Source organism: Chryseobacterium sp. JAH, from assembly GCF_001507335.1.
Taxonomy (GTDB): Bacteria; Bacteroidota; Bacteroidia; order Flavobacteriales; family Weeksellaceae; genus Chryseobacterium.
Genome location: NZ_LMAH01000001.1, coordinates 108,541 through 132,611, shown reverse-complemented (window position 1 = coordinate 132,611; position 24,071 = coordinate 108,541). Strand labels below are relative to the sequence as shown.

At 35.3% G+C, this 24,071-nt stretch carries 17 protein-coding genes; 5 read left to right on the top strand and 12 right to left on the bottom strand.

From position 1 onward, the window contains the following. Positions 1 to 113: 113 nt before the first annotated feature. The 3 genes from AR685_RS00605 to gpmI all read right to left on the bottom strand — a co-directional run bounded on the left by AR685_RS00605 (position 114) and on the right by gpmI (position 3,308). Positions 114 to 545, bottom strand: coding sequence for a BT0820 family HAD-type phosphatase (locus AR685_RS00605; protein WP_047443931.1), 432 nt, complete (start codon positions 543 to 545; stop codon positions 114 to 116). 95 nt (positions 546 to 640) lie between these two features. Beyond that, complete coding sequence (locus AR685_RS00600; RefSeq protein ID WP_047443930.1) at positions 641 to 1,618, bottom strand: acyl-ACP desaturase; 978 nt, start codon at positions 1,616 to 1,618, stop codon at positions 641 to 643. A gap of 148 nt (positions 1,619 to 1,766) precedes the next feature. Beyond that, the gene (gene gpmI / locus AR685_RS00595; protein ID WP_059123419.1) at positions 1,767 to 3,308 is read right to left on the bottom strand and encodes a 2,3-bisphosphoglycerate-independent phosphoglycerate mutase; all 1,542 of its coding nucleotides are present in this window, start codon (positions 3,306 to 3,308) and stop codon (positions 1,767 to 1,769) included. A 395-nt stretch (positions 3,309 to 3,703) separates the two neighbouring features. Between gpmI and AR685_RS00590 the strand changes: the two genes are divergently transcribed. Further along, on the top strand, positions 3,704 to 4,027 hold the full coding sequence (locus AR685_RS00590) for a translation initiation factor (protein WP_047443928.1): 324 nt from the start codon (positions 3,704 to 3,706) through the stop codon (positions 4,025 to 4,027). A 2-nt stretch (positions 4,028 to 4,029) separates the two neighbouring features. Here AR685_RS00590 and AR685_RS00585 read toward each other — a convergent pair whose 3' ends face one another. The 3 genes from AR685_RS00585 to AR685_RS00575 all read right to left on the bottom strand — a co-directional run bounded on the left by AR685_RS00585 (position 4,030) and on the right by AR685_RS00575 (position 9,866). Continuing rightward, positions 4,030 to 4,929, bottom strand: coding sequence for a leucine-rich repeat domain-containing protein (locus tag AR685_RS00585; protein ID WP_059123418.1), 900 nt, complete (start codon positions 4,927 to 4,929; stop codon positions 4,030 to 4,032). 90 nt (positions 4,930 to 5,019) lie between these two features. Beyond that, positions 5,020 to 7,668: an alkaline phosphatase PhoX gene (locus AR685_RS00580; RefSeq protein WP_228376364.1), complete on the bottom strand. Its 2,649-nt coding sequence runs from the start codon at positions 7,666 to 7,668 to the stop codon at positions 5,020 to 5,022. Between the two features lie 350 nt (positions 7,669 to 8,018). After that, positions 8,019 to 9,866 carry a cytochrome-c peroxidase gene (locus tag AR685_RS00575; RefSeq protein ID WP_059123417.1) on the bottom strand — a complete coding sequence of 616 codons (1,848 nt, stop codon included), beginning with the start codon at positions 9,864 to 9,866 and terminating at the stop codon, positions 8,019 to 8,021. Between the two features lie 138 nt (positions 9,867 to 10,004). On the opposite strand from AR685_RS00575, the gene AR685_RS00570 reads away from it, so the two are divergent. The 4 genes from AR685_RS00570 to AR685_RS00555 all read left to right on the top strand — a co-directional run bounded on the left by AR685_RS00570 (position 10,005) and on the right by AR685_RS00555 (position 12,987). Further along, on the top strand, positions 10,005 to 10,859 hold the full coding sequence (locus tag AR685_RS00570; RefSeq protein WP_047443925.1) for a nucleoside phosphorylase: 855 nt from the start codon (positions 10,005 to 10,007) through the stop codon (positions 10,857 to 10,859). A gap of 279 nt (positions 10,860 to 11,138) precedes the next feature. Continuing rightward, complete coding sequence (locus AR685_RS00565) at positions 11,139 to 11,660, top strand: hypothetical protein (RefSeq protein ID WP_047443924.1); 522 nt, start codon at positions 11,139 to 11,141, stop codon at positions 11,658 to 11,660. Positions 11,661 to 11,758: 98 nt separating this feature from the next. Beyond that, positions 11,759 to 12,058, top strand: coding sequence for a hypothetical protein (locus AR685_RS00560; RefSeq protein WP_047443923.1), 300 nt, complete (start codon positions 11,759 to 11,761; stop codon positions 12,056 to 12,058). Positions 12,059 to 12,180: 122 nt separating this feature from the next. Then, positions 12,181 to 12,987 (top strand): enoyl-ACP reductase, encoded by an 807-nt coding sequence (locus tag AR685_RS00555; RefSeq protein WP_047443922.1) that lies wholly within the window; start codon positions 12,181 to 12,183, stop codon positions 12,985 to 12,987. A gap of 140 nt (positions 12,988 to 13,127) precedes the next feature. Here AR685_RS00555 and AR685_RS00550 read toward each other — a convergent pair whose 3' ends face one another. The 6 genes from AR685_RS00550 to AR685_RS00525 all read right to left on the bottom strand — a co-directional run bounded on the left by AR685_RS00550 (position 13,128) and on the right by AR685_RS00525 (position 23,939). Then, entirely contained in the window at positions 13,128 to 14,567 is a 1,440-nt protein-coding gene (locus AR685_RS00550) for a glycoside hydrolase family 30 protein (RefSeq protein WP_059123416.1), read from the bottom strand. 63 nt (positions 14,568 to 14,630) lie between these two features. After that, entirely contained in the window at positions 14,631 to 15,440 is an 810-nt protein-coding gene (locus tag AR685_RS00545; RefSeq protein ID WP_059123415.1) for a family 16 glycosylhydrolase, read from the bottom strand. 212 nt (positions 15,441 to 15,652) lie between these two features. Beyond that, positions 15,653 to 17,875, bottom strand: coding sequence for a glycoside hydrolase family 3 N-terminal domain-containing protein (locus AR685_RS00540; protein WP_059123414.1), 2,223 nt, complete (start codon positions 17,873 to 17,875; stop codon positions 15,653 to 15,655). Positions 17,876 to 18,050: 175 nt separating this feature from the next. Further along, complete coding sequence (locus AR685_RS00535; protein ID WP_059123413.1) at positions 18,051 to 19,481, bottom strand: glycoside hydrolase family 30 protein; 1,431 nt, start codon at positions 19,479 to 19,481, stop codon at positions 18,051 to 18,053. Between the two features lies 1 nt (position 19,482). Beyond that, positions 19,483 to 21,018, bottom strand: a complete 1,536-nt coding sequence (locus AR685_RS00530; protein WP_059123412.1) for a RagB/SusD family nutrient uptake outer membrane protein — start codon at positions 21,016 to 21,018, stop codon at positions 19,483 to 19,485. Positions 21,019 to 21,029: 11 nt separating this feature from the next. Then, the gene (locus tag AR685_RS00525) at positions 21,030 to 23,939 is read right to left on the bottom strand and encodes a SusC/RagA family TonB-linked outer membrane protein (RefSeq protein ID WP_059123411.1); all 2,910 of its coding nucleotides are present in this window, start codon (positions 23,937 to 23,939) and stop codon (positions 21,030 to 21,032) included. Between the last annotated feature and the right edge of the window lie 132 nt (positions 23,940 to 24,071).

Below are 24,071 nucleotides of genomic sequence, written 5' to 3'. Positions count from 1 at the left end.
TTAATGAAAAATCTTAAGTTCTATAATCTTCAATCATCTATATTCTTTATTATAAATCAAAAGTAGTTTTAAAAAATAATTTCTAATTACTGACTTCTAATTTCTAAGTTATTTTACCAGAAAAGCCCTTTTTTCTTTTCTTTTTTTAATTTTGAATAGGCTAAAACTTCCTTCCCTTCTACACGGAATTCTATTCTTTCGTTAATAATATTATAAATCTCACCCCATCCAGGAAAGCCACCAATATTTCTGTCATCAATAAACCAGTCTGCATCCAATTTTCTTGATTGTGTTTCGCTATCAAAAACTTCTCCTTCAAAACTAGAATTAATTGCATAAAACTCAATTCCGTTTTTTCTACAGAATTCTATGGCTTCATCAAGAGTTTTACCGTGTCTGTATGTCCAAAGTATTAATCTGTATCCTTGAGATTGTAATTTTTTCAATGTATCAAATGCGAAAATTTTAGCTTTCCCAATTCCAGGATATGCATCGTCTACAATTGTTCCGTCGAAATCTACAGCAATTTTTTTATTACTAACCATTTTGTTCTTTTTTAGCTTGGCAAAGATAATAAATAAAAAAGAGTGTCGAAAAAACATCCGACACTCCTACTTATAATTTAATGTTAAATTGGAAACTAATTTTTAACCCAGCTGAATTGAAACTGTAAATCAGGAGTTGAAACCCTGTCGGTAATCTTCTGTAATCTGGATGGAAGTTTCATTAGATATTCCTGTGCTTTTTCAGCTTTTTCGGTAAGACCTGTCACATGTTCGATTTTCCATTCGTCTAACAAATCTTTCATGATATTGATATAATCCTGACCTGTGTAAACCATGCATCTTTGTGCAGCATCCGAAAAATGTCCCCAAAGCTCACCTGCTTTCTGTCCTGACTGTCTCATTAAGTGTGCAGGCATTACAATTTTTTTACGCATCATATCTTCAAACGCTAAAATCATTTCCGAAGGATCTAATTCAAGAATTTTTGCTACGAAATGTTTATACGCTTTTGCATGTCGTGCTTCATCTGCAGCAATAACCCCACACATTTTTGCCAATTTGCCATTCCCGCATTGTTTTGCCAAAGTTCCTACTCTACGGTGAGAAATATTGGTAGCAGTTTCCTGGAAGCTGGTATAAACAAAGTTTCTGTAAGGATCCATGCTCGTTCCCAGATCAAAACCGTCGCTGATCAGATATTGGGTAGTGATTTCAACTTCTCTCATGTTCACTCTTCCGCACAAATAAAGGTATTTGTTTAATAAATCTCCATGACGGTTTTCTTCACCCGTCCAAGATCTCACCCAGTTTGCCCATCCCACTTTTTCTTCCTGATCAACACCATCAACGCCCATTAGCCAAGATTCGTACGAAGGCAATGCTTCTTCTGTAATACAGTCACCAATTAAGGTTACGAACAAATCATAAGGCATTTCACGTGCAAAAGTCTGAATTTCATCTAAATCGTATTTAAAGTTTTCACTTGAAGGATCCGGTAAATAGTCAGATGGCTGCCAAATCTTTTCAATTGGCGTTAAAAATTTATCTAAAAAAGAACCAACTTCTTTTTCCAAAATACCCATTACCTCTTTTCTTACGAGCTTATTGTACATTCTTAAATACGTTTATAATTTACAAAGATATTAATATTTTATTATTTAGCGCATAATATTCTATGTCTCTCATAGCATGTCTGACCAAAATCATAAAAAATACCGCCATCTCTATAGACAACGGTATAAATTTCATAATCGTATACAGTTAGCTTACTAATATATCACCCGTCATAATTGCAGGGATTTCAACGCCCATTACTGATAAGATCGTTGGAGCCATATCACCAAGTTTTCCAGGTTTCAAATTCCATTGATGATCTTTATCCATAACGATTAACGGCACCAAATTAGTTGAATGCTGTGTGTTTGGCGAACCATCTGCATTTTTCATTACATCAGAATTTCCATGATCTGCAAGAATGAAGACTGCATAACCATGTTCGAAAGCTGTTGTAGCAACTTTTTCGATGCATTTGTCCACTGTTTCTGCTGCTCTTACCGCTGCTTCAAAAACTCCGGTGTGTCCAACCATATCTGTATTGGCAAAATTTAAACAGATAAAATCGGCCGTTTCATTTTCTAATTCAGGTAAAATTGAATTTGTAATTTCATAGGCAGACATTTCAGGTTTAAGATCGTAAGTCGGAACATCTTTAGGGCTCGGGCAAAGCAATCTTTTTTCACCATGAAACTCTTCTTCACGCCCTCCCGAAAAGAAAAATGTAACGTGAGGATATTTTTCTGTTTCAGCAATTCTTATTTGGGATTTCCCGTTTCTTTCAAGAATTTCGCCCATAGTTTCCTTTAAAACATCTTCATCAAAAACTACTTTTACGTTTTCGTAAGTTTTGTCGTAATTGGTTAGAGTAACATAGTGAAGATTCAGTTTTCGCATGAAATATTCAGGCATATCATGTTGACAGAGAACTTCAGTAATCTCTCTACCTCTGTCTGTACGGAAATTAAAACAAATCACCACATCATTATCAACAATGTTTGCGACCGGAACAATGTTTCCAATCTGCGTTTCTTTCACCAAAATAATCGGTTTAATAAACTCATCTGTTACACCCTCATTATATGAATTTTGAATCAGAGAAACTGCATCAGTGGTTCGCTCACCAATACCGTTCACCATTGCATCATAAGCCAGTTTTACACGCTCCCAGCGTCTGTCTCTATCCATTGCGAAATATCTGCCAATCACGGTTGCCAACTCACCGGTTGTTGCAGACATGTGATCCTGAAGTTCTTTAATAAAAACTAAACCAGAATGAGGATCGCAATCTCTACCATCTGTAAATGCATGAACATACACATTTTCGTGCAATCCGTATTCGCTTGCAGCAGTTAATAATCCTTTTAAGTGATTGATATGTGAATGCACTCCTCCGTTGGATACTAATCCAATGAAATGCACATTTTTATTTTCTGTCTTGGCATAAGCAAAAGCTTCCTGAATAACTTCTTCATGACCTAAAGTTCCATTTTCAACTGCCATATTGAGTTTTACCAGATTTTGATACACTACTCTTCCGGCACCCAAATTCATGTGTCCTACTTCAGAGTTTCCCATCTGGCCTACAGGAAGCCCTACTGCGAGACCACTTGCCTCTAAAGTTGTATGAGGATATTTTTGATAACAACTGTCTATAAACGGTGTATTTGCCTGTGCGATTGCGGAAACTTCAGGATTTTGACCCAAACCCCATCCGTCAAGTATTGCCAGTATTGCTTTTTTTGACATTTTAAATTTATTTTTAACAAACAAATTTATCGATTTAGAAATGAATTCAAGAATTTGAACAACTTAAATTTTTATTAAAAAATTATATTACTGAACCCAATATTATAGTTTACTTTAAACAGTGAAACGTAGTATTTAAATCTTTGTTTTCGAAAATTAATAAAACTGCTTTTTGCAACTTCTCTTTAGTATATGATTCTTTGTACATCGTTGCATTGTTTTCAATTGCACTAAAAAACAAGTTTTTTTAATTAATTATCCTTTACTAAGGATAAACAAAGCCCATTTCATTTAGCAACGTAATACGAACAATCATATACATGTCAGTCATCCAAATTATACGTATATATTTATCTAAGCTCCAAACCTTTTAAAAATTTTATTAATTTTGTCCTATGGATTTACGTGATCAACTTAAAAACCTTTTTCCCGAGCATGAAGAGCAGGATTTTAAAATGCCTGAAGAAGAGTTTAAGCAAAAAGAACCGTTGGTTTGCAAGTTTGAAAAGAAAGGCAGAAACGGGAAACCCGTGACCATCGTCGAAGGTTGGGAAGGTAGTGAGGAAGATTTGAAAAAAATTTCAAAAAAAATAAAAACCACGCTGGGAATAGGTGGCTCTGAAAAAGACGGAACGATTATCATTCAAGGTGATAACCGCGATAAAATCATGAATATCCTGAAGGACCTGGGATTTAAAACAAAAAGAGTCGGTGGGTAATTTTAAAAATAGATTTGCGTTTGAGGCATTAATTTTTTTAATTTTTGAATCGTTTCCTTTTCCATTGGATTTCCGGCTAAAATTAATGTTTTTAGATTTTTAAGCTGGTGAAATTCTTTCGGAAGATCATTCAGTTGATTGTTTGCCAAATTCATGCTCACAATCCCTTTTAAACCTTTTACTTTAGATGAAACTTCTTTAAGATGATTATTACTCACATTCAAAAATTCAATATTTTTTGATTTAAATAAAGATTCGGGAAGTTTGACAATAGCATTCTGCTGGAGTTCCAAATATTTTAATTTTTTGGGAAATTTCACACCTGTTAGATCATTAATTTGATTGGCTGACAGGTTTAAATATTTTAAATTTTTAATTTTATCTAAATCCTGAGAAACAAAACTGATCTGATTGCTGTGAAGATTGATTTCTTCCAATGTCGGAATTCCTAACAATGCTTCGGGAAAAACATTCAGATTATTGGCATCAAAATGTACTGTCTTCAGCTTCTGAAGTTTGGCAAGATTAGGATTTATTTTTGTGAGACTGTTCAGGTTTATTGAAAAAGTGGTCAGTTTTCTTAATTCTCCAATTTCGTCAGGGATAAATTTTATACTGTTGACATTGAGATTTAATATTTCCAATTCTTTCAAACTAAAAATTCCCTCATCCATTTTCTCTAGTTTATTTCCCATCAGATTAAGGAAAAAAATCGAATCTATCTTCACGAGATCAGGAGGAATATTAAAAATTCCTTTATCTCTGAAGCTCATACTGTACACTGTTTTTTTGCTTTTCAAAGCATCCTCAATATCGGTATATGTCGGATATTTTATCGGATCAATCTGTGCCTTAAATTGATAAGCAGACAATAGAGTTAAGATTAGAAATATTTTTTTCATACGGGAGACTAAAAAAATTAACAACAATTTTTAAAAATAAAAAAGCCACCGACAAAGAAACTGCCGGCAGCTGAGAAAGAAATTAAGTAATTATTTTTTGAGAATTTTCACGGTTTTCTGGAAACCTTCAGCTTCGATGTTTAGCATTAATACTCTTGAAGTTTGTAATTGAGATGTAAAATCTAAGTCTATAGATGAATTGTTTCCTGTAAACTTCTTTTGATAAACAATCTTACCATCCATGCTGTAAGCTGTCATATGAAGGTTTTTCAAGGCTTTAGCAGAATTTATTTTCACCAATCCTGATGTAGGATTCGGTGATACTGTAACCTCTGTTTCTTTGATTGTTTCTGTAGTCTCTAACACCGCAGCGGTACCTAAAAACTGCTGTAAGGCAACGACCATAGTAGCCGATTTTCCTTTATAATTGATTACGTTACCCGTAGCATCAATATCTGTATCAATTGTCGCATTCGGATGCTGGATAGAGAAAAAACCAAATTTATGATCGGGTGTAAATGTTAAACCTGTAGGCTCGGAACCCGCAGGCATTGAAGCAAATAATCTTACTTTAGGATTTGCTGCCGTATGATCCGGTGCTACTACCCAAATGTAGTTTTTACCACCATCCTGAAGAACCCATAGATTTCCTAACTCGTCAAAGGTAAGGTTGTCATTTCCTGACCCCCATGCTTCAGTTTTAATACCTTGTGCTGTGTTGAATGAGTATTGTGTAGAAGATCCGCCAACGAAAACTTCAACTTGAGATGCGGTCATACCATTATCCTGCATACGGTACACTTTGCTTAAACCTTTTGCCGTAAAGTAAATTTTGCCGTCCAAAGGGCTAATTTCTATATCTTCAATTCCGTTGAACGAAGTTCCTCCCAATGACTGTGCTAAAGCCGTGGTATTATTCTGGTCCGCCTGTATTTTATTTGGAACCTGAACCCACGTAGCTGTTGTTGTTACAGGATTTCCACTGCTCAAACCTTGATCTAACTTTAATACATATAAATTTCCTGAAGATAGATTATTAGGAGTGTCCATCACATATTTGTAAACCATGTGTGTACCGCCATCTTCGCCGTAATATGCAATGGTTCCTGTATTATTGATCACCACATTTTCATGGTTCATAATTCCCATCTGCCAAAGCTTGTCTTTTGTTCCCGCGGGATTATGTGACATTACCTGAGCGGTTACCGGATTAATTTCTACCAACCATCCGTAATCATGGTATCCATCTGCATTGGTATCATTTCCTGTAACAGATTCTTCAGCTGTAACAATGGTTCCCCAAGGTGTAACACCACCAGAACAGTTTCTAATCGTCTGAACCAAGCTCGTTCCAGAAAAATCAACACCTCTTGATTTTGTCAGCGCCCAAAGTTTTGACGAAGGATTATAATTAATTTCAGCCATTGTCACTCCACCAGGATTGGTTTCGTGGTTTACCGAAAGATAACCGTCTACGCTGCTCGCATTTTTAGCTACATATCCAGTGAAGTCATTCAGTCCGCCAACAAGTCCGCCTCCTTCTGTATATGCATCACCTTCCTTTAAAATCATTTGGAATCTGTGTTCCGCAGGAATAATTAGTTTTGAAGTTTGAGTAGTGGGTACAATCGAAGTAAAACAGCTGATGTGAGTACCTGTACACGTGTAGACTGGAGGTATTACTACAGTAGAATTTTTGAGATAAGCATCCATTTTCAGATCTGAACTTGTAAGATCTCTGTTGTGAACCTCAATAGAGATTCTGTTATTTCCCTGTACAAATTTTGTTTTTGGAATAATAAAAGTATTGTACGTAGTTTCTGCAGCTCCGTCAACAATAGTGCTTGAAAATGTATTGTGCGTAATTACGCCTGCAGGCATATTATCTCTCACTACTTCTTCGCCGTTAACATAAACAACAACTCCATCATCTCTCATTACACCAAGTTCCATACTGCTCGAAAGATCTGCCAAATTAACAGTGAAATCTTTAGTAAAATACGCTGTTGCCAATCCTGAACCAATGATCGTTGTTACGGGATCTCCATATCCTAAAGGACCGTTTCCTGAAGACCATGCTGAAGTATCAAAACTTGTATCTTTCCACTGTGCAACCTGAGCCTGGTTATCATCTTTATATTTCCATGAAGAACCTTGAGCAAATACAGTTCCAGCAGGAGGAGTCACCACTGTAGTTTTAAGATAGGCATCAATCGTCAAATCTGAACTTCCGGTGCTTCTGTTATGCAGTTCTATTGCAATTCTGTTAACTCCCTGTACAAATTTGTTTTTAGGAATTGAAAAAACATTGATTGCCGTTTCCGCTGAGCCGTCAACCGTTGTACTGGATAAAGTAGTATGCGTCACTACTCCTGTAGGCATATTGTCTCTAAAAACCTCTTCGCCGTTCAGATAAACGACAATACCGTCATCTCTTCTAACTCCAAATTCCATAGTTGCGCTAAGATCGGCTAAGTTTACTGTGAAATCTTTCGTAAGATAAGCTGTGTCTACACCTGTAACAAAGGCAGTTGTCACGGGATCACCATAGCCCAAAGGTCCGTTTCCAGAGGCCCATGCCGACGTATCATAGTTGGAATCTTTCCAAGTACTAGCAAGAGCTACGTCGTTATCACTAAATTTCCATGATGATCCTAAAGGAAAAATGGTAGTTTGTGCCTGAACTATTGATGTCGTCATCACTGCAAGTGCTGCAACTGAAAGTAGTTTTCTTTTCACTTTTAAATACTTTTATTTTTTCTTTTGCAAAGCTATTTTATTAGAACGAGCCCTCTGTTAATAAGGTTTTAATAAAATCAACTCAAATATTAATTAATTTCAAATCAAATATTACGGAGATTAATTTATTGTTAACCTTCGAGATGAAAAGAACGAAAACAAAAAGACGTAATTTTACCAATTATCAATATAATTAGGACAGATTTCAATAGAAAGTCTTTTAGAAATAATGCTGTAGAAAAACTACTTAAAAAAAATCGCATCAATAGTGCCTCTAAAATAAGTAGATTAATATAACGAAAGCCATCCCATATGGGTGGCTTGTACTACATAATAATCGACTATAAATGTTACTTCACGTTTGTTTTACTGATATCTGTTAAAGAATTCAGAAATGCGATGAGTTGCTTAATTTCGGTGTCGCTAAGATTAAGTTTGTCTGCAGGTAAAGTTTGATTATTAATTTTTAAACCTAAACCTTCTGCGCCCCCTTCATTATAGAAATCTAGAACTTCTTCCAAAGTATTGAAAGCACCGTTGTGGAAATAAGGCTTCGTCAAAGCAATATTTCTTACAGTCATCGTTTTAAAAGAGTTTTCGTAGATCCAGGAATCTTCTTTTTTTACATTACTTTTTATTCTTCCTTGGTCAGAATCAATTTCCAGAGGAGATTTTTTAATTGGCTGCTTTGTCACTCCCAAAACTTCAGATTCATTTTCATTGAATAACGGTGGCACCAGCCCTGAAAAATGGGGAGCAAAATGACAGGTCGCACAGTTGGCTTTTCCCATAAATAGATTAAAACCTTTTTTAGCATCATCAGAAATGTCTTTTTCATTTCTCATAAAACGGTCAAAATCGCTGTCAAAAGAGTAAAGCGAAGCTACGTAAGAACTCAACGCTTTAGAAAATTTCTGCTTATTGATGTCTCCGTTTTTAAAAGCTTTACGGAATGCTTTTTTGTAATCAGATTTATTTTTCAGCTTTTTGATGATGCTTTCATAGCTGGTATTAAACTCATCATGGTTATAGATCACATGTTCTGCCTGCTGCTCTAGGTAAAAAGCACGCATGTCATAGAAAAATCTTTTGGCAAACACAGCATTATATAATGAAGGTGAATTGCGCAAAACCGTTTTCCCTTCCACGTTACTTAAAGATTTAGTTTTAAGATCAGTAAATGCATTTTCGGGAAGATGACAGGATGCACAGCTCATTTTTCCGTTGTCGCTGAGATTCCGGTCGTAGAAAATTTCTTTGCCTAAAGCTTTTAAATCATCGTTATCTTCCGAACCTTTTAAAATGGTATAAAAATATGGGTCTAAAAAATCACTGCTGAAAAAGTTTTTATTAGCCACATTCCATCCCGAAAATTCTTTTAAATCATCCGTATTTCCGTCCCAGTTTCCTAATTCTTCATACAGTGGCTGCAGATACTTCTTGTAAAACTCAATTCTGTCAAATTTTTCAAAATCTTTGTTTTTATTTAGATAAAGAGCGCCTTCATCTAAAAATTGGTGTGCTTTAACTGAATTAAAATTCTTAAAATAAGCATCATCCTCAATGTATTTTTTCATTCCCTTTAAAGCAAATGCAGCTTCCTCAGAGATGTTTAGCGAGCCTGGCGTATCAAAACCAGTCAATCCTAATGTATAAATTCTGATCAACTCGATTCTCAGGGGCAGTGTTTTGTTATTTCCTTTGCTTAACCCATTTGTGATGGAGCTTAGATAGAAATTATTGTAATTGTTGTACAAATAATCTGTAATCTCGATGATTTTTTCCTTTTGTTCGTTTACTTCCTCAGAAAAAATCAATTCATCCAAAACCTGCAATCCTTCCGGTGGAAGCGTATAAGCACTCGTTCCTGCTGCTTCAATTCTGAACAAAGGAGCAGCATTGAGATGCGTTTTAGAAAATTCAGGATAATGATAAGCGATGAAAAACTCAATTTCCTTATATGAATTTCGGGTAATTCTTAATGAGTTCCGAAGCTGTTCTGCATTGACTTTATCTTCTCTGAAAAGATACACATCGGTCTTTAAACTTTCAAGATGATTTTTAAAACGGAGTAAACCTTGTGCAACAAATGTTTTTTGGTTTTCAAATCCTTTATGAACCGGATTGAATGACATCGCCGCAATTCCAATGAAAGCAATAAGAATAAGTAAAGGATAAGACCCTTGAAAATTTTTCATCTGCAAAACTATCATCCCAACGTTACCGCAGTTTTAACGAAAAATTAAATAATGTTTATATTTTCCTTCATTTAATTTTAAGTAATTTTAAATCCCTGAAAAATTCAGGTTTAGCAATTTCAATCAAACTAAAAAAATATGCTCAATAAACTCGCAGCCTCAGAGCTGGTGCTGAATGAAGACGGAAGTGTTTACCATCTGAATCTTTTACCTGAAGATATTGCCGATAAAGTAATCCTTGTGGGCGATCCTGATCGTGTTCCGAAGGTTTCAAAATATTTCGATAGTGTAGAAATTAAAAAGAACAAAAGAGAATTCTATACCCACACCGGAACTTTGCGTGGTGAAAGAATTTCTGTAATGTCTACGGGCATTGGAACAGAAAACATCGACATCGTGATGAACGAGCTTGATGCTTTGGTAAATATTGATCTTCAGAAAAAGGAATTCAAGACTGAGCACAAATCTTTAAAACTTTTCAGAATGGGAACCTGCGGCAGCGTAAACCCTGATGTGCAGGTCGATAATATGCTGGTTACTCAAAATGTGGTAGGGTTAGACGGATTGATGAATTTCTATCAGGATTACCATTTTGAGAATGAATTTTCTAAGAACTTTTTAGAAAAATTTCCTTACGAAAAGATTAAGCCTATGCTGTATTTCTCTGAGTGGTCTGAAGAATTGGGAGAAGTTTTTAAAGATGCAAAATACCACGGCAATACGGCAACTTTCCCTGGGTTTTATGCACCACAGGGAAGAGAACTTCGTTTAAAAGCTTTGGATGACAAGTTTCTCGAAACTTTAAATGGTCTTGGCATTACCAATTTTGAAATGGAAACTTCTGCGATTTATGCTTTCTCTAAACTTCTAGGTCATCAAGCAATTACTGTAAACAACGTGATTGCTAACAGAAGACGTGGAGAATTCTCAGTAGACCATCATCAGTCTGAAAAAAGGCTGATTGACTGGGTGCTGGAGCGAGTGATTAATTAAAACATAAGGGGTTTCAAAATTTGAAATCCTTTTGTTTTAATTAATAAGGACAGTTTCTTTCATACTTTTACGATGCCGATGTTTTGCTTATCTGTTTTTATGAATAAACTATTGCAGTAAAGCTAGAATGGCAACGATATAACTTTTGATGGTATTAACAATTTGGGCATTCTATTTTTTTCGGACATATAGAATTTATCTTTATTTTTAATAACAATTTTAATCATTTTAAAATTTATTTCTCAAGTTAATTTTACCAAAATAACGATAAACTATACCTTGGACAATCATTTTACTATTGAAAATATAGACCGAACAATCTATGTAAAAACCAGCGTAAAACCAAAGTTCTATGCTTACATTTTATTATTTATAGTAATCGGAGTTCTTTTAATTCCTTTAATCTTTGTTGGATTCACTACTCCAGATTCAATGATGCTCAGTTCAACTTTTATTGTTTTATGGATTCTATTTCCTACTAAATATGCATGGTGGAATGTATTCGGAACTGAAATACTGATCATCAACGATAAATCAATCAGTTATCAATACGACTTTGGATTTATACAAAGCCAACTTATATCGAAGCCATATAAAGATTTGACTATAAATCTTGAAAACTTAATTATTAACGATAATAATTATTTTGGTAAAATATATTTTTTTGAAGAAGATGAATTGACAGGTTTAAAAAAAGTTTTGCATCAAACCTCTATTTATATATCAAATGAACAATTTTCTTATCTTACTGATGAAATTGCTAAAAGTCAGATTTCTCCTGAATATTTTTCCTTAAACTAACAATCGAAAACAATTATGAAAAATTTAACATTATAGAAATTTTTTAGGAATAGTTCTTGTTTATTCTATACCATATAACACTCAAATACAATAATATTATGGACAACCAAGATTACAACAAAGCAGAAAAAGCAGTTGATAACACAGAAAATGCATTAAGAGATACTGCGTCTGATGCAAAATGGAAAATCAGTGATCTGGCAGACAAAGCTAGAGATTATATTAAAGAGAAAAGAGATAATGATCAGGAAGCTACACAAGAAGATTGGCTTGACAGAGTGAAAGCAAATGCTTCTGATACATGGGAAGATATCAAAGATGGCGCAAGCGATGCCTGGGAAAAAACCAAAGATGCTGCTGAAGATGTAAAAGCAGAATGGAACAAAAAAACGAATTAGAAAAAATTCAGTCTTTTAAATATATTCAAAGAAAACGGAGTCTTTTTACAAAGGCTCCGTTTTTTATTATGTGCCAAACATAAATTATTGCTACATTTGTAGATATTAAACATTAAAAAATTATGTCATACGGTTTACTTAAAGGGAAGAAAGGAATTATTTTTGGAGCCCTTAATGAACAATCTATCGCATGGAAAGTTGCTGAGAGATGCCATGAAGAAGGCGCTGAATTTATATTATCTAACGCTCCTATCGCTTTGAGAATGGGAGAATTGAACGGATTAGCAGAAAAAACAGGTTCTGAAGTGATTGGTGCAGATGCAACTTCTACAGAAGATCTTGATAAACTTTTTGATGCTGCTATCGCTAAATTCGGGAAAATAGATTTCATCCTTCACTCTATAGGAATGTCCGTGAATGTAAGAAAAGGAAAGCATTATACCGATATGAATTACGACTGGACAGAAAAAGGTTGGGATATCTCAGCGGTTTCTTTCCATAAAGTAATGCGTACGGCTTGGGCAAAAGACTGTATGAACGAATGGGGAAGCATCTTGGCTTTAACATATATTGCAGCTCAAAGAACATTCCCAGATTATAATGATATGTCTGACAACAAAGCATACCTGGAAAGCATCGCAAGAACTTTCGGATATTACTGGGGGGACAGAAAAGTACGTGTAAACACGGTTTCTCAGTCTCCAACAGTTACTACTGCAGGAAGCGGAGTAAAAGGTTTCGGAGGTTTCTTAGGATATGCTGAAGATATGTCTCCACTAGGAAATGCATCGGCTCTTGAGTGCGCGGATTACTGTGTAACATTGTTCTCTGACCTTACTAAGAAAGTAACAATGCAGAATTTATTCCACGATGGAGGATTCAGCAACACTGGAGTTACTCAGAAAGTTATTGAAAAATATGATTTTTAAGAGATCACAGATCTCTAATCGCAATAAAAAGACCAAAGTAAACATACTTTGGTCTTTTTTATGTTATTTTTTTTGAGTTAAATCAAATCGGCGGCACCAAAGGTGCCGCCGATTCTTAATAAAAATATCAATATGAAGTGTTATAAAATTACAGTCTGTATAGAGTGTGCAGGTGCAGATAATTTGGCAGACATTCCTTCTATCCAGAGATTGGTATCGATATCATTATCAGAATCATTCATGATGACAGTTACCAATTGACCATTTTCATTCATAAAAGTAGTCGATGTTAATGCTGCTCGGTTTGATGAAGTTCCGATTCTCTGTGCGTTGGGTTTTATAAATTTTGAGACGTGACCTACGTAATAATATTCATAAGTATAATGAACTTCGCCTGTTTTCGTGTCTGCAATAATCGGTGCAAAGCAAAAATTACCAACATGGTTGGGTCCACCTGTTTCATCAAGAAGAACGTTCCAATCTGTCCATAAAGCGGTGCCCTTATTAAAATCGTTGATCATATTTCTTCCGTACAGTTCACCTAAACTAACATCGTAAATTTTAGACATATCAAATTGCTCCTTACAACCTTCGGTAAAGGCTAAAAATTTATCCGGAAAAGCTCTTTGAGTTTCCAACAAATTATCGAATAGCTGGGTTTTATTGTTCCATGTTTCATACCAGTGATAACCGATTCCGTGGGCATATTTTGAGGTTTCAGGATCACTTAATGTTGTTGTGGCTCTTTGATAAATCAAATCACGGTTGTGATCCCAGATCATTACTTTTTTGTCTTTAAAACCATTTTTCCAAAGTGTAGGTCCCAAATTATTTTTAAGAAACTCCCCTTCTTCCTCAGCCGTATAAATACAAGATTCCCAAGTCTGTGTTGCCATTGGTTCATTTTGAATGGTAAGTCCCCAAACATTAATTCCTCTTTTTTCGTATTCTTTGATGAATTTAATGTAATAATCTGCCCAGGTCTGGTAAAATGGATTTTCCAATCTTCCCCCTTTCAGCATACTTTTATTAGATTTCATCCAAGATGGAGGGCTCCATGGAGAGAAGTAAAAGGTAAAGTTGTTTCCAATAGCTTTCTGTGCTTCCTTGATCATTGGGATTTTAAACTTCTCATCATGCGCTACATTAAAAGATTTTAAGGATTGATCATTTTCAGTTACATAAGTGTAAGAATCACTTGAAAAATCACAAGAGTTCATATTAGTACGAACAACCGTGTAGCCTAAACCGTTTTTTCCATAATAGGCTTCAATTATTTCTTTCTGCTTATTCTTTGGAAGTTTATAAAAAGTTTCAGCAGACGCATCGGTGATTGCTCCACCAATTCCAATTAATTTCTGATATTTATAATCGGGATCCACGAAAATACAGGCGTCGGTTTCTTTGGGCTGAGCCATTTTTTCGAATTTCACCATTCCCTTCTCAACCATTTTTTCGCTGGTTTTAGAATTGGTTAAAATTACCTTTGCTGTGTTTCCTGCATTTTTTTTCCAATAGTTTTGTGCATTTGCATTAAAAGTCATTCCGACTACAAAACAACTTACCACTAATTTCTTCATATTTTTTCTTTCTTTTCTTTACTCCTTAATGAGCGTTTAAAAATTTTGTCGAATCTCCCCACATTAGTTATTTTTATACACTCTTACGTAATCAATATAATACTTCTGAGGGAAAATAGTATCGTCGATTCCTTCTTTTCCACCCCACATTCCGCCAACTGCCAAGTTTAAAATAATAAAGTATGGTTTATCAAAAGGCCAGGTTTCATACGTTTTGGTTTCATTCTCGTAGGAAAAGAACTTTTTGTTATCGATATAAAAATCGATTTTATCAGGAGTCCAGTCAGCTTTATAAATATGAAATTTTTCACTGGCATCTGCTACCTTCAGCGTATCCGTTTTTTGGGTTGCCTTTAAATGATTATAATTTTTTGTATGAATGGAAGCATGAATAAATCCCTGATTGTATCCTACGTGCTCCATAATATCTATCTCTCCGTCATTAGGCCATTCTTTTATCTCTTCACTCAACATCCAGATGGCAGGCCAGGTTCCGCGACCTTTCGGAAGTTTTGCACGAACTTCAATAGTGCCATATTTAAATGAAAATTTTCCTTTGGTTAAAAGTCTTGCTGACGTGTATTTATTCTCTTCCCAACTTTCTCTTTTAGCTTCAATAACTAAATTTCCGTTTTCAACCCTTGCGTTTTCTATTCTGTTTTTGGTATAAAACTGAGCTTCCTCATTTCCGAATCCGTGGCCACCTACATCGTAATTCCATTTTGTGGAATCTGGTAGTCCTCTGTTCTTAAACTCGTCGCTCCAGATTAGTTTTCTGTTTGGATCAGGTTTGTTGGACGCACAGTATAATGATGAAAAAATTAGAGTTCCTCCGATCAAGATATTGATGATATTTAGAAATTTTATATTCAATTTTTAAGTTTAATGTTTTACAAAGCTTTTTTTAACACAAAAGATTTATTTTGAAATACTATCTCACGAGCAAAGTTTGAATCAATTTCATTGATTTGATGAAGCTATCTTAATGAGCTACTTGAGGTCATTCTTTGCTCCTTACAATTTACGCTAAGTTTTCTACCACCAAAAGCGGGTTTCATCCCGCTCTCAGTTTTATAAACTTATATTTATTTTTCCCAATTAATTCTCTTTGTCTGAACATTTTGAGAATCAGTTCCCACCATAATCTCAAATTCTCCTGCTTCCCAATCATAGTTCAAGGCATCGTCATAGAATTTTAAACTTTCCGGACTTAATGTAAAACTGATTGTTTTGCTTTCGCCTTTTTTAATGAAAACCTTTTGAAAACCCTTTAATTCTTTTACCGGTCTTACAACTTTTCCCACCAAATCTCTGATGTACAACTGCACCACTTCTTCCCCATCATAATTTCCTTTGTTGGAAACGTTGACACTGATATTTAAATTCTGATTTCCTTTCAGATTTGTAGAACTTAACTTCATGTCAGCATATTTAAACTGGGTATAGCTTAAACCATATCCAAAAGGAAATTTCGGGTCGTTATCCAAATCGATATATGCCGAAACATAGTTTCTGTCTGTATTATTCTTAGCCGGTCTTCCAGTATTATAATGATTGTAGTAAATGGGAACCTGACCAACCGTTCTCGGAAAAGTCATTGGTAATTTACCAGCTGGATTAACCGTTCCGAAAAGTACATCTGCTATAGAATTCCCTGCTTCAGTTCCCAACCACCAAGTGTAAACAATGGTCGGAATATTGTCAGCAGCCCAATCGAAAACCAAAGGTCTTCCTGCGTTAATCATTAAAATAATCGGTTTTCCGGTTTTAGCAATTTCCTTCAGCAAATCTTCCTGAACGCCAGAAAAATGAAGATCACTTCTGCTTTTCGCTTCTCCACTCATTGCGTGTCCTTCTCCTAAAGTCATAATGACCACATCTGCTTTTTTTGCCGTTTCTACAGCTTCGGTAAACATCGATTTGTCCTGATCATCAACATTTGCACCCTTTGCATACAATAACGTTGAATTTTTATCTAACTGATTTTTAATTCCGTCAAACTGAGTGACAATTCGTTGATTATCATCTTTGAAAGCAACTGACCAAAATCCGTGATTGGCAACGGTTTCTTTTCCGAAAGGACCTATCAATGCAATCGTTTTCGTAGTTTTTGAAAGTGGAAGAATATTCTTTTGATTCTTTAACAAAACAATACTTTTTGAACCAAACACCCTTCCAAATTTTCTATTTTCGTGATTATTTAATTGCTCTTTCTGTCTTTTGTCATTGCTGAATCTGTAAGGATCATCAAACAATCCCATCTCAAATTTCTTCAGTAAAATTCTTCTTACTGCATCATCAATTAGTTTAGGATCAACCTTTCCTTCTTTTACTAAGTTTGGAAGTTCAGCCATATATGCACGGCTTTCCATATCCATATCGCTACCTGCATTGATTGCTTTTTCTGCAGCTTCTTTATTATCTTTTGCATAACCGTGAGGAACCATTTCTCCAATACTTCCCCAGTCTGAAACTACAAAACCCTGATACTTCCAATGATCTTTTAATAAATCTCTTAAAATATATTTGTTTGCTGTTGCCGGAATTCCATTGATATCGTTAAAAGAATTCATAAAAGTTGCAACACCCGCTTCTGCAGCTGCTTTAAAGGGAGGTAAATAGGTTTCACTTAATTGTCTTAAACTCATATCAACCGAATTGTAATCTCTTCCGCCCACTGCCGATCCATATGCTGCAAAGTGTTTTGCACAGGCCATGATGGCGTCGAGGTTCCCTAAGCCTTTTCCCTGAAAACCTTTGATTCTTGCCAAACCAATCAGGGTTCCCAAATATGTATCTTCACCTGATCCTTCCATCACTCTGCCCCATCGCGGATCTCTTGCAATGTCAACCATTGGTGCAAACGTCCAGTGAATTCCGTATGCAGAAGCTTCTGTAGCCGCAATTCTTTCAGATTTTTCAATTAAATTCAAATCCCAGCTTGCGGCCTGACCCAAATTCACAGGAAAAGTTGTTCTGTATCCATGAATCACATCCTGACCGAACAACATCGGAATTTTTAATCTTGATTTTAAAGCCAGTTCCTGAAATTTCCTGGTTTCTTCCGCTCCGGCTACATTGAGCATCGAGCCTACCTTTCCTTGTTTTATTTCATTTAATACGTTTGCAGAATTAGAATTCTGAGGGCCTGTTGCATATTCAAAACCGCTATATTGAACAAGCTGTCCTACTTTTTCTTCTAGGGTCATTGTAGACAATAGTTCAGAAACTTTCTGGTCATTTGTTTTTTGTCCGAAGGCATAGAATCCAAATGCTGTAAATGATAATATAAAACAGAGTTTTTTCATTTTTAATTAGTTTTAAACCGTAAGGTAATGTGATGAAAATTTGAGCATAAAGTGCACATTTTTTTTAAAATGTTTACTATTTTTAAGTTCCACAAAGCCATTTCGCTTCGTAAAATCTTCGATTTACTTATCAAAGATCACAACGTCTTTATCTCATTAGAATTGTAAAATTAATTTAAAAAATATAAGTTGCGACTGAGCTTGCCGTAATATTTGCAGAAGCTGTTTTATTTTTATATTTAATATTGAAATTTTCATCTTTTTTACTGTAATTCTGAACGATCAATACTGTTTTTCCAGAGGGAGTTTTAAAAGCCACTGTTGAAAGATTATCTGTTTGCGTTGATGAAATTCTCTGAGAATTGGCAGGAACAAATTTCGAAGCATGAGCAATGATATAATATCCTACATTTCTTGTAAAGTTTTCTTTATCTGAAACAGTGATAGCACCTTTGCATTCTGTACAACCTCCGGGAGTGTGGGGTTTAAATTCAGTGTCGTTTGCTAAATTCCATTCCAAAGCGATTTTGCTCCAGTTTCTCATCGAACCGATGACAACGTTTTTTGTATGCCAATTTAAATCTTCAATAAAGGTTCCTTTTGCACCCGTCCATTGCTCTGTGAAATATAAATTTTTATTTGGATGTGCATCGTGAACCGTATTCAATGCTGAAATATCACCTTCGTATAAATGAAAAGCTGAACCGTCGATATATTGATTTGCTTCAGTATCATTTAAAATGTTTATGGAATATTCGGGTTTGTTGCAATTGTGATCGTAAACGACAATTTTAGTTTTAATGTTGTTTGACTTAAAAATTGGACCTAAACTTTGTTTAATAAAATCTCTCTGTTGATCTGAAACCATCAGCAAACTGGGATTATTTCCCGGATGTAGGGGCTCATTTTGAGGAGTGATTGCATCAATGGTAATTCCTTCCTTTTGCATTCCCTGAATATATTTTACAAAGTATTTTGCATAAACATCATAAAATTCAGGTTTCAAGCTTCCTCCAATTGATTTCCCATTATCCTTCATCCAAACGGGAGGCGACCAAGGAGCTGCAATGATTTTAATTTTAGGATTGATGGCTAAAATTTCTTTTAACATCAAAATAAGATCTTTATCCCTCGCCAAATTAAATTTAGATAAAGTGGGATCAGTTTGTCCCTGAGGTAAATCATCATAAGAAAAAACTTCGCTATCCAAATCAGAGGCGCCAATGCTTAATCTTAAATAACTGATAGAAATAGAATTCTCATCTTTCCCGAAAAGTTCCTGTAGCAAAGCTTTTCTTTTAGACGGAGACAGACGGTTGATTACTTCAACACTTCCGCCAGTCAATGTAAATCCGAAACCGTCAACATATTGAAACTTTTGAGTATCGTCAATTTCAATATTCTGAAAGTTGTTGGATGTGTTCACAAAAACCAAGGGTAACTGCTGTTTTAATTTTATACTTTCATCACCTTTTGTAAGCCATGACTGAACCTGATCTTTCGTAGTAATTGTTGATGTACATGCGCCTAAAGATAAAAGTACCACACCGCTGAAAAGCAGTGCAGTACTCTTTGAAAAGAAACTATATGAATTGTGAAACTTCATCTTAATAATTAGGATTTTGTATCAAAGCTGTGTTTGTAAGCTCGTTAAAAGGAATTGGTAAAATTTCATTTTTACCAGCAGTAAACCCTCTTGCACCTAATTTTGCAGGAGCGTCACCCCATCTTACTAAATCAAAGAATCGATGACCTTCACCAGCTAATTCTCTTCTTCTTTCATCTTTGATTGCCTGCAGAGAAACTGGTACAGATGCTAAGCCAACTCTTGCTCTGACAGCATCTAACAATGCCTGAGCTCTTACTCCCGATCCGTTTAATGCTTCTGCTTCCATCAAATATGTGTCTGCTAATCTTATAGCCATGTAGTTCTGACGGAAATTAAGTTCTGTAGCTCCTGGTAAAGGACTGGTATCTGTAGTACGAGGTAAAAATTTATTTAGAAAATACCCAGTGTCCTTGTAACCTCCAGAATATGTTATTTTTCCCTCTTGCTTAAATTTCTTACCATTAAAAATAGTCGCGTTTAAACGTGGATCACCCTGCATAAAATTAAATAAATCTTCAGTAATTGGATTAAAACCCCATCCTGAATAAATACTTGGAGCGTCATTGTTAGGCACCGTTGAAACTTTACCGTAAGAAATAATTCCCAACATCACATTGATAGAATTTCCTTCATCTTTTCCTGAACCCCAAAATCCCCAGTCAGAATTTCCTTTATTAGTGTGCATTACTTCCAGTACAGATTCTGTGGTGAATTTATTATCTATAACCCAAAGATCTGCAAAATTATTCACCAGTTTATAACCATATATGCTCGTTCCTCCCGGAGTTCCGTTGACCTGCTCAAATTGTGCAGCGGCATTTGCATATTTTTTATTGTATAAATAAATTTTACCTAAAATAGCCCGGGCGGTTCCCTGTGTAATTCTGCCTTTCTCAGCTCCCGCAGTAGTGACTGGAAGGTCTGCCAGTGAAGATTCGAGATCACTTTCTATCAGTGCGTAGATATCTGCAGTTGAAACCTGAGGAATATTGTAGTAATCATCACTCACTTTAATTGGCTTTAAAATCAAAGGAATTCTGCCAAACATTCTTACCAATTCGAAATAATAGAGCGATCTCAAAGTTTTAGCTTCTGCAACAAATCTTTTTCTGGTTTGCTCATTCATTGTTGCATTAGGAATTCTGTCTATAAGAAGATTTGCTCTTGCGATGCCCTGATAATAATCTTTCCAATAACTTGGAGGCATGATGATTGGATTAATAGTGAAATTAGACATTCCCTGAATACCAGCGCCATCGGTAGAACTTCCTCCGCCGGAGAAAAAATCGTCTGAAGCGGCATTGAAGAAAGTCACATTGTTTTCAAAGCCTCCAGAGTATTTTCTCAACAAATCATATACTCCTACAAGAGCACTGAAAGACTGCTCTTCATTTTGAAAATAATTTTGTGTATCGAAAGTTCCTGTGTTTTCTACATCTTCAAGATTGCTGTCATTACATGATACTGATCCGAAACCTATACCTGCTAAAAATAAAACAGATAATCCTTTATATAAAAATCTTTTATTTTTCATTTCTTCTTAAATTAAAATTGAACATTAGCACCAAACATAAAAGTTCTGGCTTGTGGATAATAAGCTCTATCTATTCCAAATGAGTCACCTCCTGCAATTTCAGGATCATATCCTGTATACTTTGTAAAAGTTACAAGATTTTCACCTGTTATATAAAATCTTACTTTACTGGCTCCTATAGCTTCAGAAATATTTTTTGGAAGAGAATATCCTACCTGCACCAATTTCAGACGTAAATAATCTCCCTTTTGAAGATAATAATCTGAAGGTCTTGTATAGTTTTGGTTATCATCATTTCTGCTTAATCTTGCAATAGTGTTAGAAGTTCCTTCACCTGTCCAACGATCTAAGATTGATGTTTGATAATTAGACTCCAAAATATCCAGTCTTCGTAAACCCTGAAAAATTTTGTTCCCTGCCTGCCCTTGTGCAAACAACATGAAATCGAAGTTTTTATAATTCATGTTTAAAGTAAATCCAAAAGTATACTTTGGTACTGAATTTCCTAAGTTCACATAGTCTGCTTCAGTAATCCTTCCGTCTCCATTCACATCAATTCTCTTAAAATCTCCCGGTTTTGCAGAAGCCTGGATTAAACCACCAGATGAATTTCTGTAAGCATCAATTTCTGCTTGGTTTTGGAAAATCCCAGCATTCTGATAGCCGAAAAACGACCCATACGATGACCCTACTTGCAATCTACCAACTTGTCCCATCGACTGAAACCCAACAAAGTCAACATAATCTTTATCGTCTTCTAAACGGGTGATCTCATTTTTAAGATAACCAAAGTTTCCATTCATGGAAATTCCAAAATCTTCCCAGTTTTTCTTGTATCCTAGGCTTACTTCAATACCGTCGTTTTTCATATCTCCGATATTTCTGAATGGGTTATTGGTGACACCAACATATCCAGGAATATTAACCTGTCTTAAAATATCTGTTGTTTTTTTTCTGTAAACATCAACAGAAAGATCGAAATTTTTAAGAATCTTAAGATCCACAGCGACATTCGTTTGTGTAGTTCTTTCCCATTTTAAGTCTGGATTTTCTAAGGTGTCGGGAGCATATCCGATGTTTATACTATTATTACCAAAAGAATAATTACTTCCCGGAATCAAATAGCTGGAAAATCTGAAATTGTCGATTGCATCGTTCCCTAAAACACCATATCCACCTCTGATTTTCACACTGTTTACAATGTCATTTTCTTTCCAAAAGTTTTCGTTAGACAGATTCCAGCCTACTGACATTGCTGGGAAATTTCCCCAGTGATTATTTCTTCCAAATCTGGATGAACCATCTCTACGCATCGTACCTGTGAAAAGATATTTGTTCTTATAATCATATACAACCCTTCCAAAATAGGAAGCTTTATGAGTTTCTTTTCCGTCCCAAGCATTTCCAATTCTATTTTCCGGAGAAATATCGAAATTAAATGATGCATCTTGCCAACTGTTTACAGGAAGATTTGTATATGTGGTATTTTGACCGGATGCAATATTATACTCGTAATATCCCTGTCCTAATAATACACTGAAACTGTGATCACCCAGTTTATTTTCATAATTAACTGTATTTTCTATGTTCCACTCAAATTTCTTCTGTGTTTCTCTGAAAATACTGTTAAAAGTATCATTTTTATAAGATGGACTTAAATAAAATTTTGGTGTAAAACCTTGATTTCCCCAATAGGAAAGTTTTCCATTTACACTTGATTTGATAGTGAAATGTTTTACGGGTTTTATTTCTGCAAAGATATTGGCAACCATATCATCAGACCAATTGTATCTCCCAAGTTGAGTCTGTTGGAAAGCCATCGGATTAGACATTTCTTTATTAACATAATGCGAAATACCATACGGATTACCAAAATCATCTCTTACAATGAATGGATTGTTGTAATCACTAGGAAAGGGCTGTTGAGATACACCGTTAGTAACAGTAAGAGGAGTTATAGGATCTAAATTGATGGCAGAACTTAAAGGTCCTCCAAATTCACCATTTGAATTAATACCCTGAGATTTAGTGTGTGTAAATGCAAATGTTTGTCCTAAGGTTAACCAATCAAGAACTTTGTGGGTAGAGTTAATTCTCGCATTCAATCTTTTGTAGTTTGAGATATCTCTCAAAACAATACCTTGCTGCTCAAATAAACCGAATGACGTGTAAAATGTAGACTTATCACTACCACCGCTAATGCTGAAGTCATGAGAAGAGCGTTGTGCACTATTAAATATTACATCCTGCCAATCGGTTCCCTTTCCGTACGAGGACGGATCTGCAAATAGTGGAGCCCCACCATCATTTGTACTAGCTTCATTCATGATTGTTGCATATTGAGAAGCATCAAGCAAATCTAATTTTTTCGCTGCACTTCCAACACCGAAAGAACCATTGTACGAAAAATTCAATCTCCCTTTTCTTCCCTTCTTTGTTGTTATTAAAACGACACCTCGAGCTGCAGAAACTCCATAAATCGCCGCTGAAGCTCCATCTTTAAGAATTTCCATTCCTTCAATATCGGCTTGGTTAAGCCAGGCAATATTGTCTACCACAATACCATCAACAACCCAAAGCGGATCGTTACTTCCTGCTCCGAAACTAGTTATCCCACGCACTCTCACAGTTGCTGGAGATCCTGGTTGCCCAGAGTTAGATATTACTGATACTCCAGCTGCACGACCTTGCAAAACCTGCTCTGGTCTGCCGGCAGGAATATCTTCAATATCTGAAGCCTTTAAGCTTGATATCGCTCCTGTCACATTACTCTTCTTCTGAGTACCGTAACCAATCATTACTACTTCTTCAATTTTCTGTTCCTTTTGAATTGTGTCGGTAGGTGTGTTTTGGGCATTAAAATTTGCCGTAAAATATAGTACAGCAACAAACCCTAAACTTCTTGATATTTTTACATTCATATACAGTTAGTTTTTTTTAATTCTCAAATTGAGACAATAAAAATATATTTTTTTTTGATTAATTAACATTTATTTAATAATTATTTTAATATTTCCACTATTTTTGGGGTCTCAAAGGCATAAACAGATGGT

Coding starts and splice junctions, on each gene's coding strand:
- AR685_RS00560 (WP_047443923.1), top strand. CDS start 11,759: ATGGACAACCAAGATTACAACAAAGCAGAAAAAGCAGTTGATAACACA.
- AR685_RS00600 (WP_047443930.1), bottom strand. CDS start 1,618: ATGTACAATAAGCTCGTAAGAAAAGAGGTAATGGGTATTTTGGAAAAA.
- AR685_RS00540 (WP_059123414.1), bottom strand. CDS start 17,875: ATGAAAAAACTCTGTTTTATATTATCATTTACAGCATTTGGATTCTAT.
- AR685_RS00590 (WP_047443928.1), top strand. CDS start 3,704: ATGGATTTACGTGATCAACTTAAAAACCTTTTTCCCGAGCATGAAGAG.
- AR685_RS00575 (WP_059123417.1), bottom strand. CDS start 9,866: ATGAAAAATTTTCAAGGGTCTTATCCTTTACTTATTCTTATTGCTTTC.
- gpmI (WP_059123419.1), bottom strand. CDS start 3,308: ATGTCAAAAAAAGCAATACTGGCAATACTTGACGGATGGGGTTTGGGT.
- AR685_RS00555 (WP_047443922.1), top strand. CDS start 12,181: ATGTCATACGGTTTACTTAAAGGGAAGAAAGGAATTATTTTTGGAGCC.
- AR685_RS00535 (WP_059123413.1), bottom strand. CDS start 19,481: ATGAAGTTTCACAATTCATATAGTTTCTTTTCAAAGAGTACTGCACTG.
- AR685_RS00570 (WP_047443925.1), top strand. CDS start 10,005: ATGCTCAATAAACTCGCAGCCTCAGAGCTGGTGCTGAATGAAGACGGA.
- AR685_RS00585 (WP_059123418.1), bottom strand. CDS start 4,929: ATGAAAAAAATATTTCTAATCTTAACTCTATTGTCTGCTTATCAATTT.
- AR685_RS00605 (WP_047443931.1), bottom strand. CDS start 545: ATGGTTAGTAATAAAAAAATTGCTGTAGATTTCGACGGAACAATTGTA.
- AR685_RS00525 (WP_059123411.1), bottom strand. CDS start 23,939: ATGAATGTAAAAATATCAAGAAGTTTAGGGTTTGTTGCTGTACTATAT.
- AR685_RS00530 (WP_059123412.1), bottom strand. CDS start 21,018: ATGAAAAATAAAAGATTTTTATATAAAGGATTATCTGTTTTATTTTTA.
- AR685_RS00550 (WP_059123416.1), bottom strand. CDS start 14,567: ATGAAGAAATTAGTGGTAAGTTGTTTTGTAGTCGGAATGACTTTTAAT.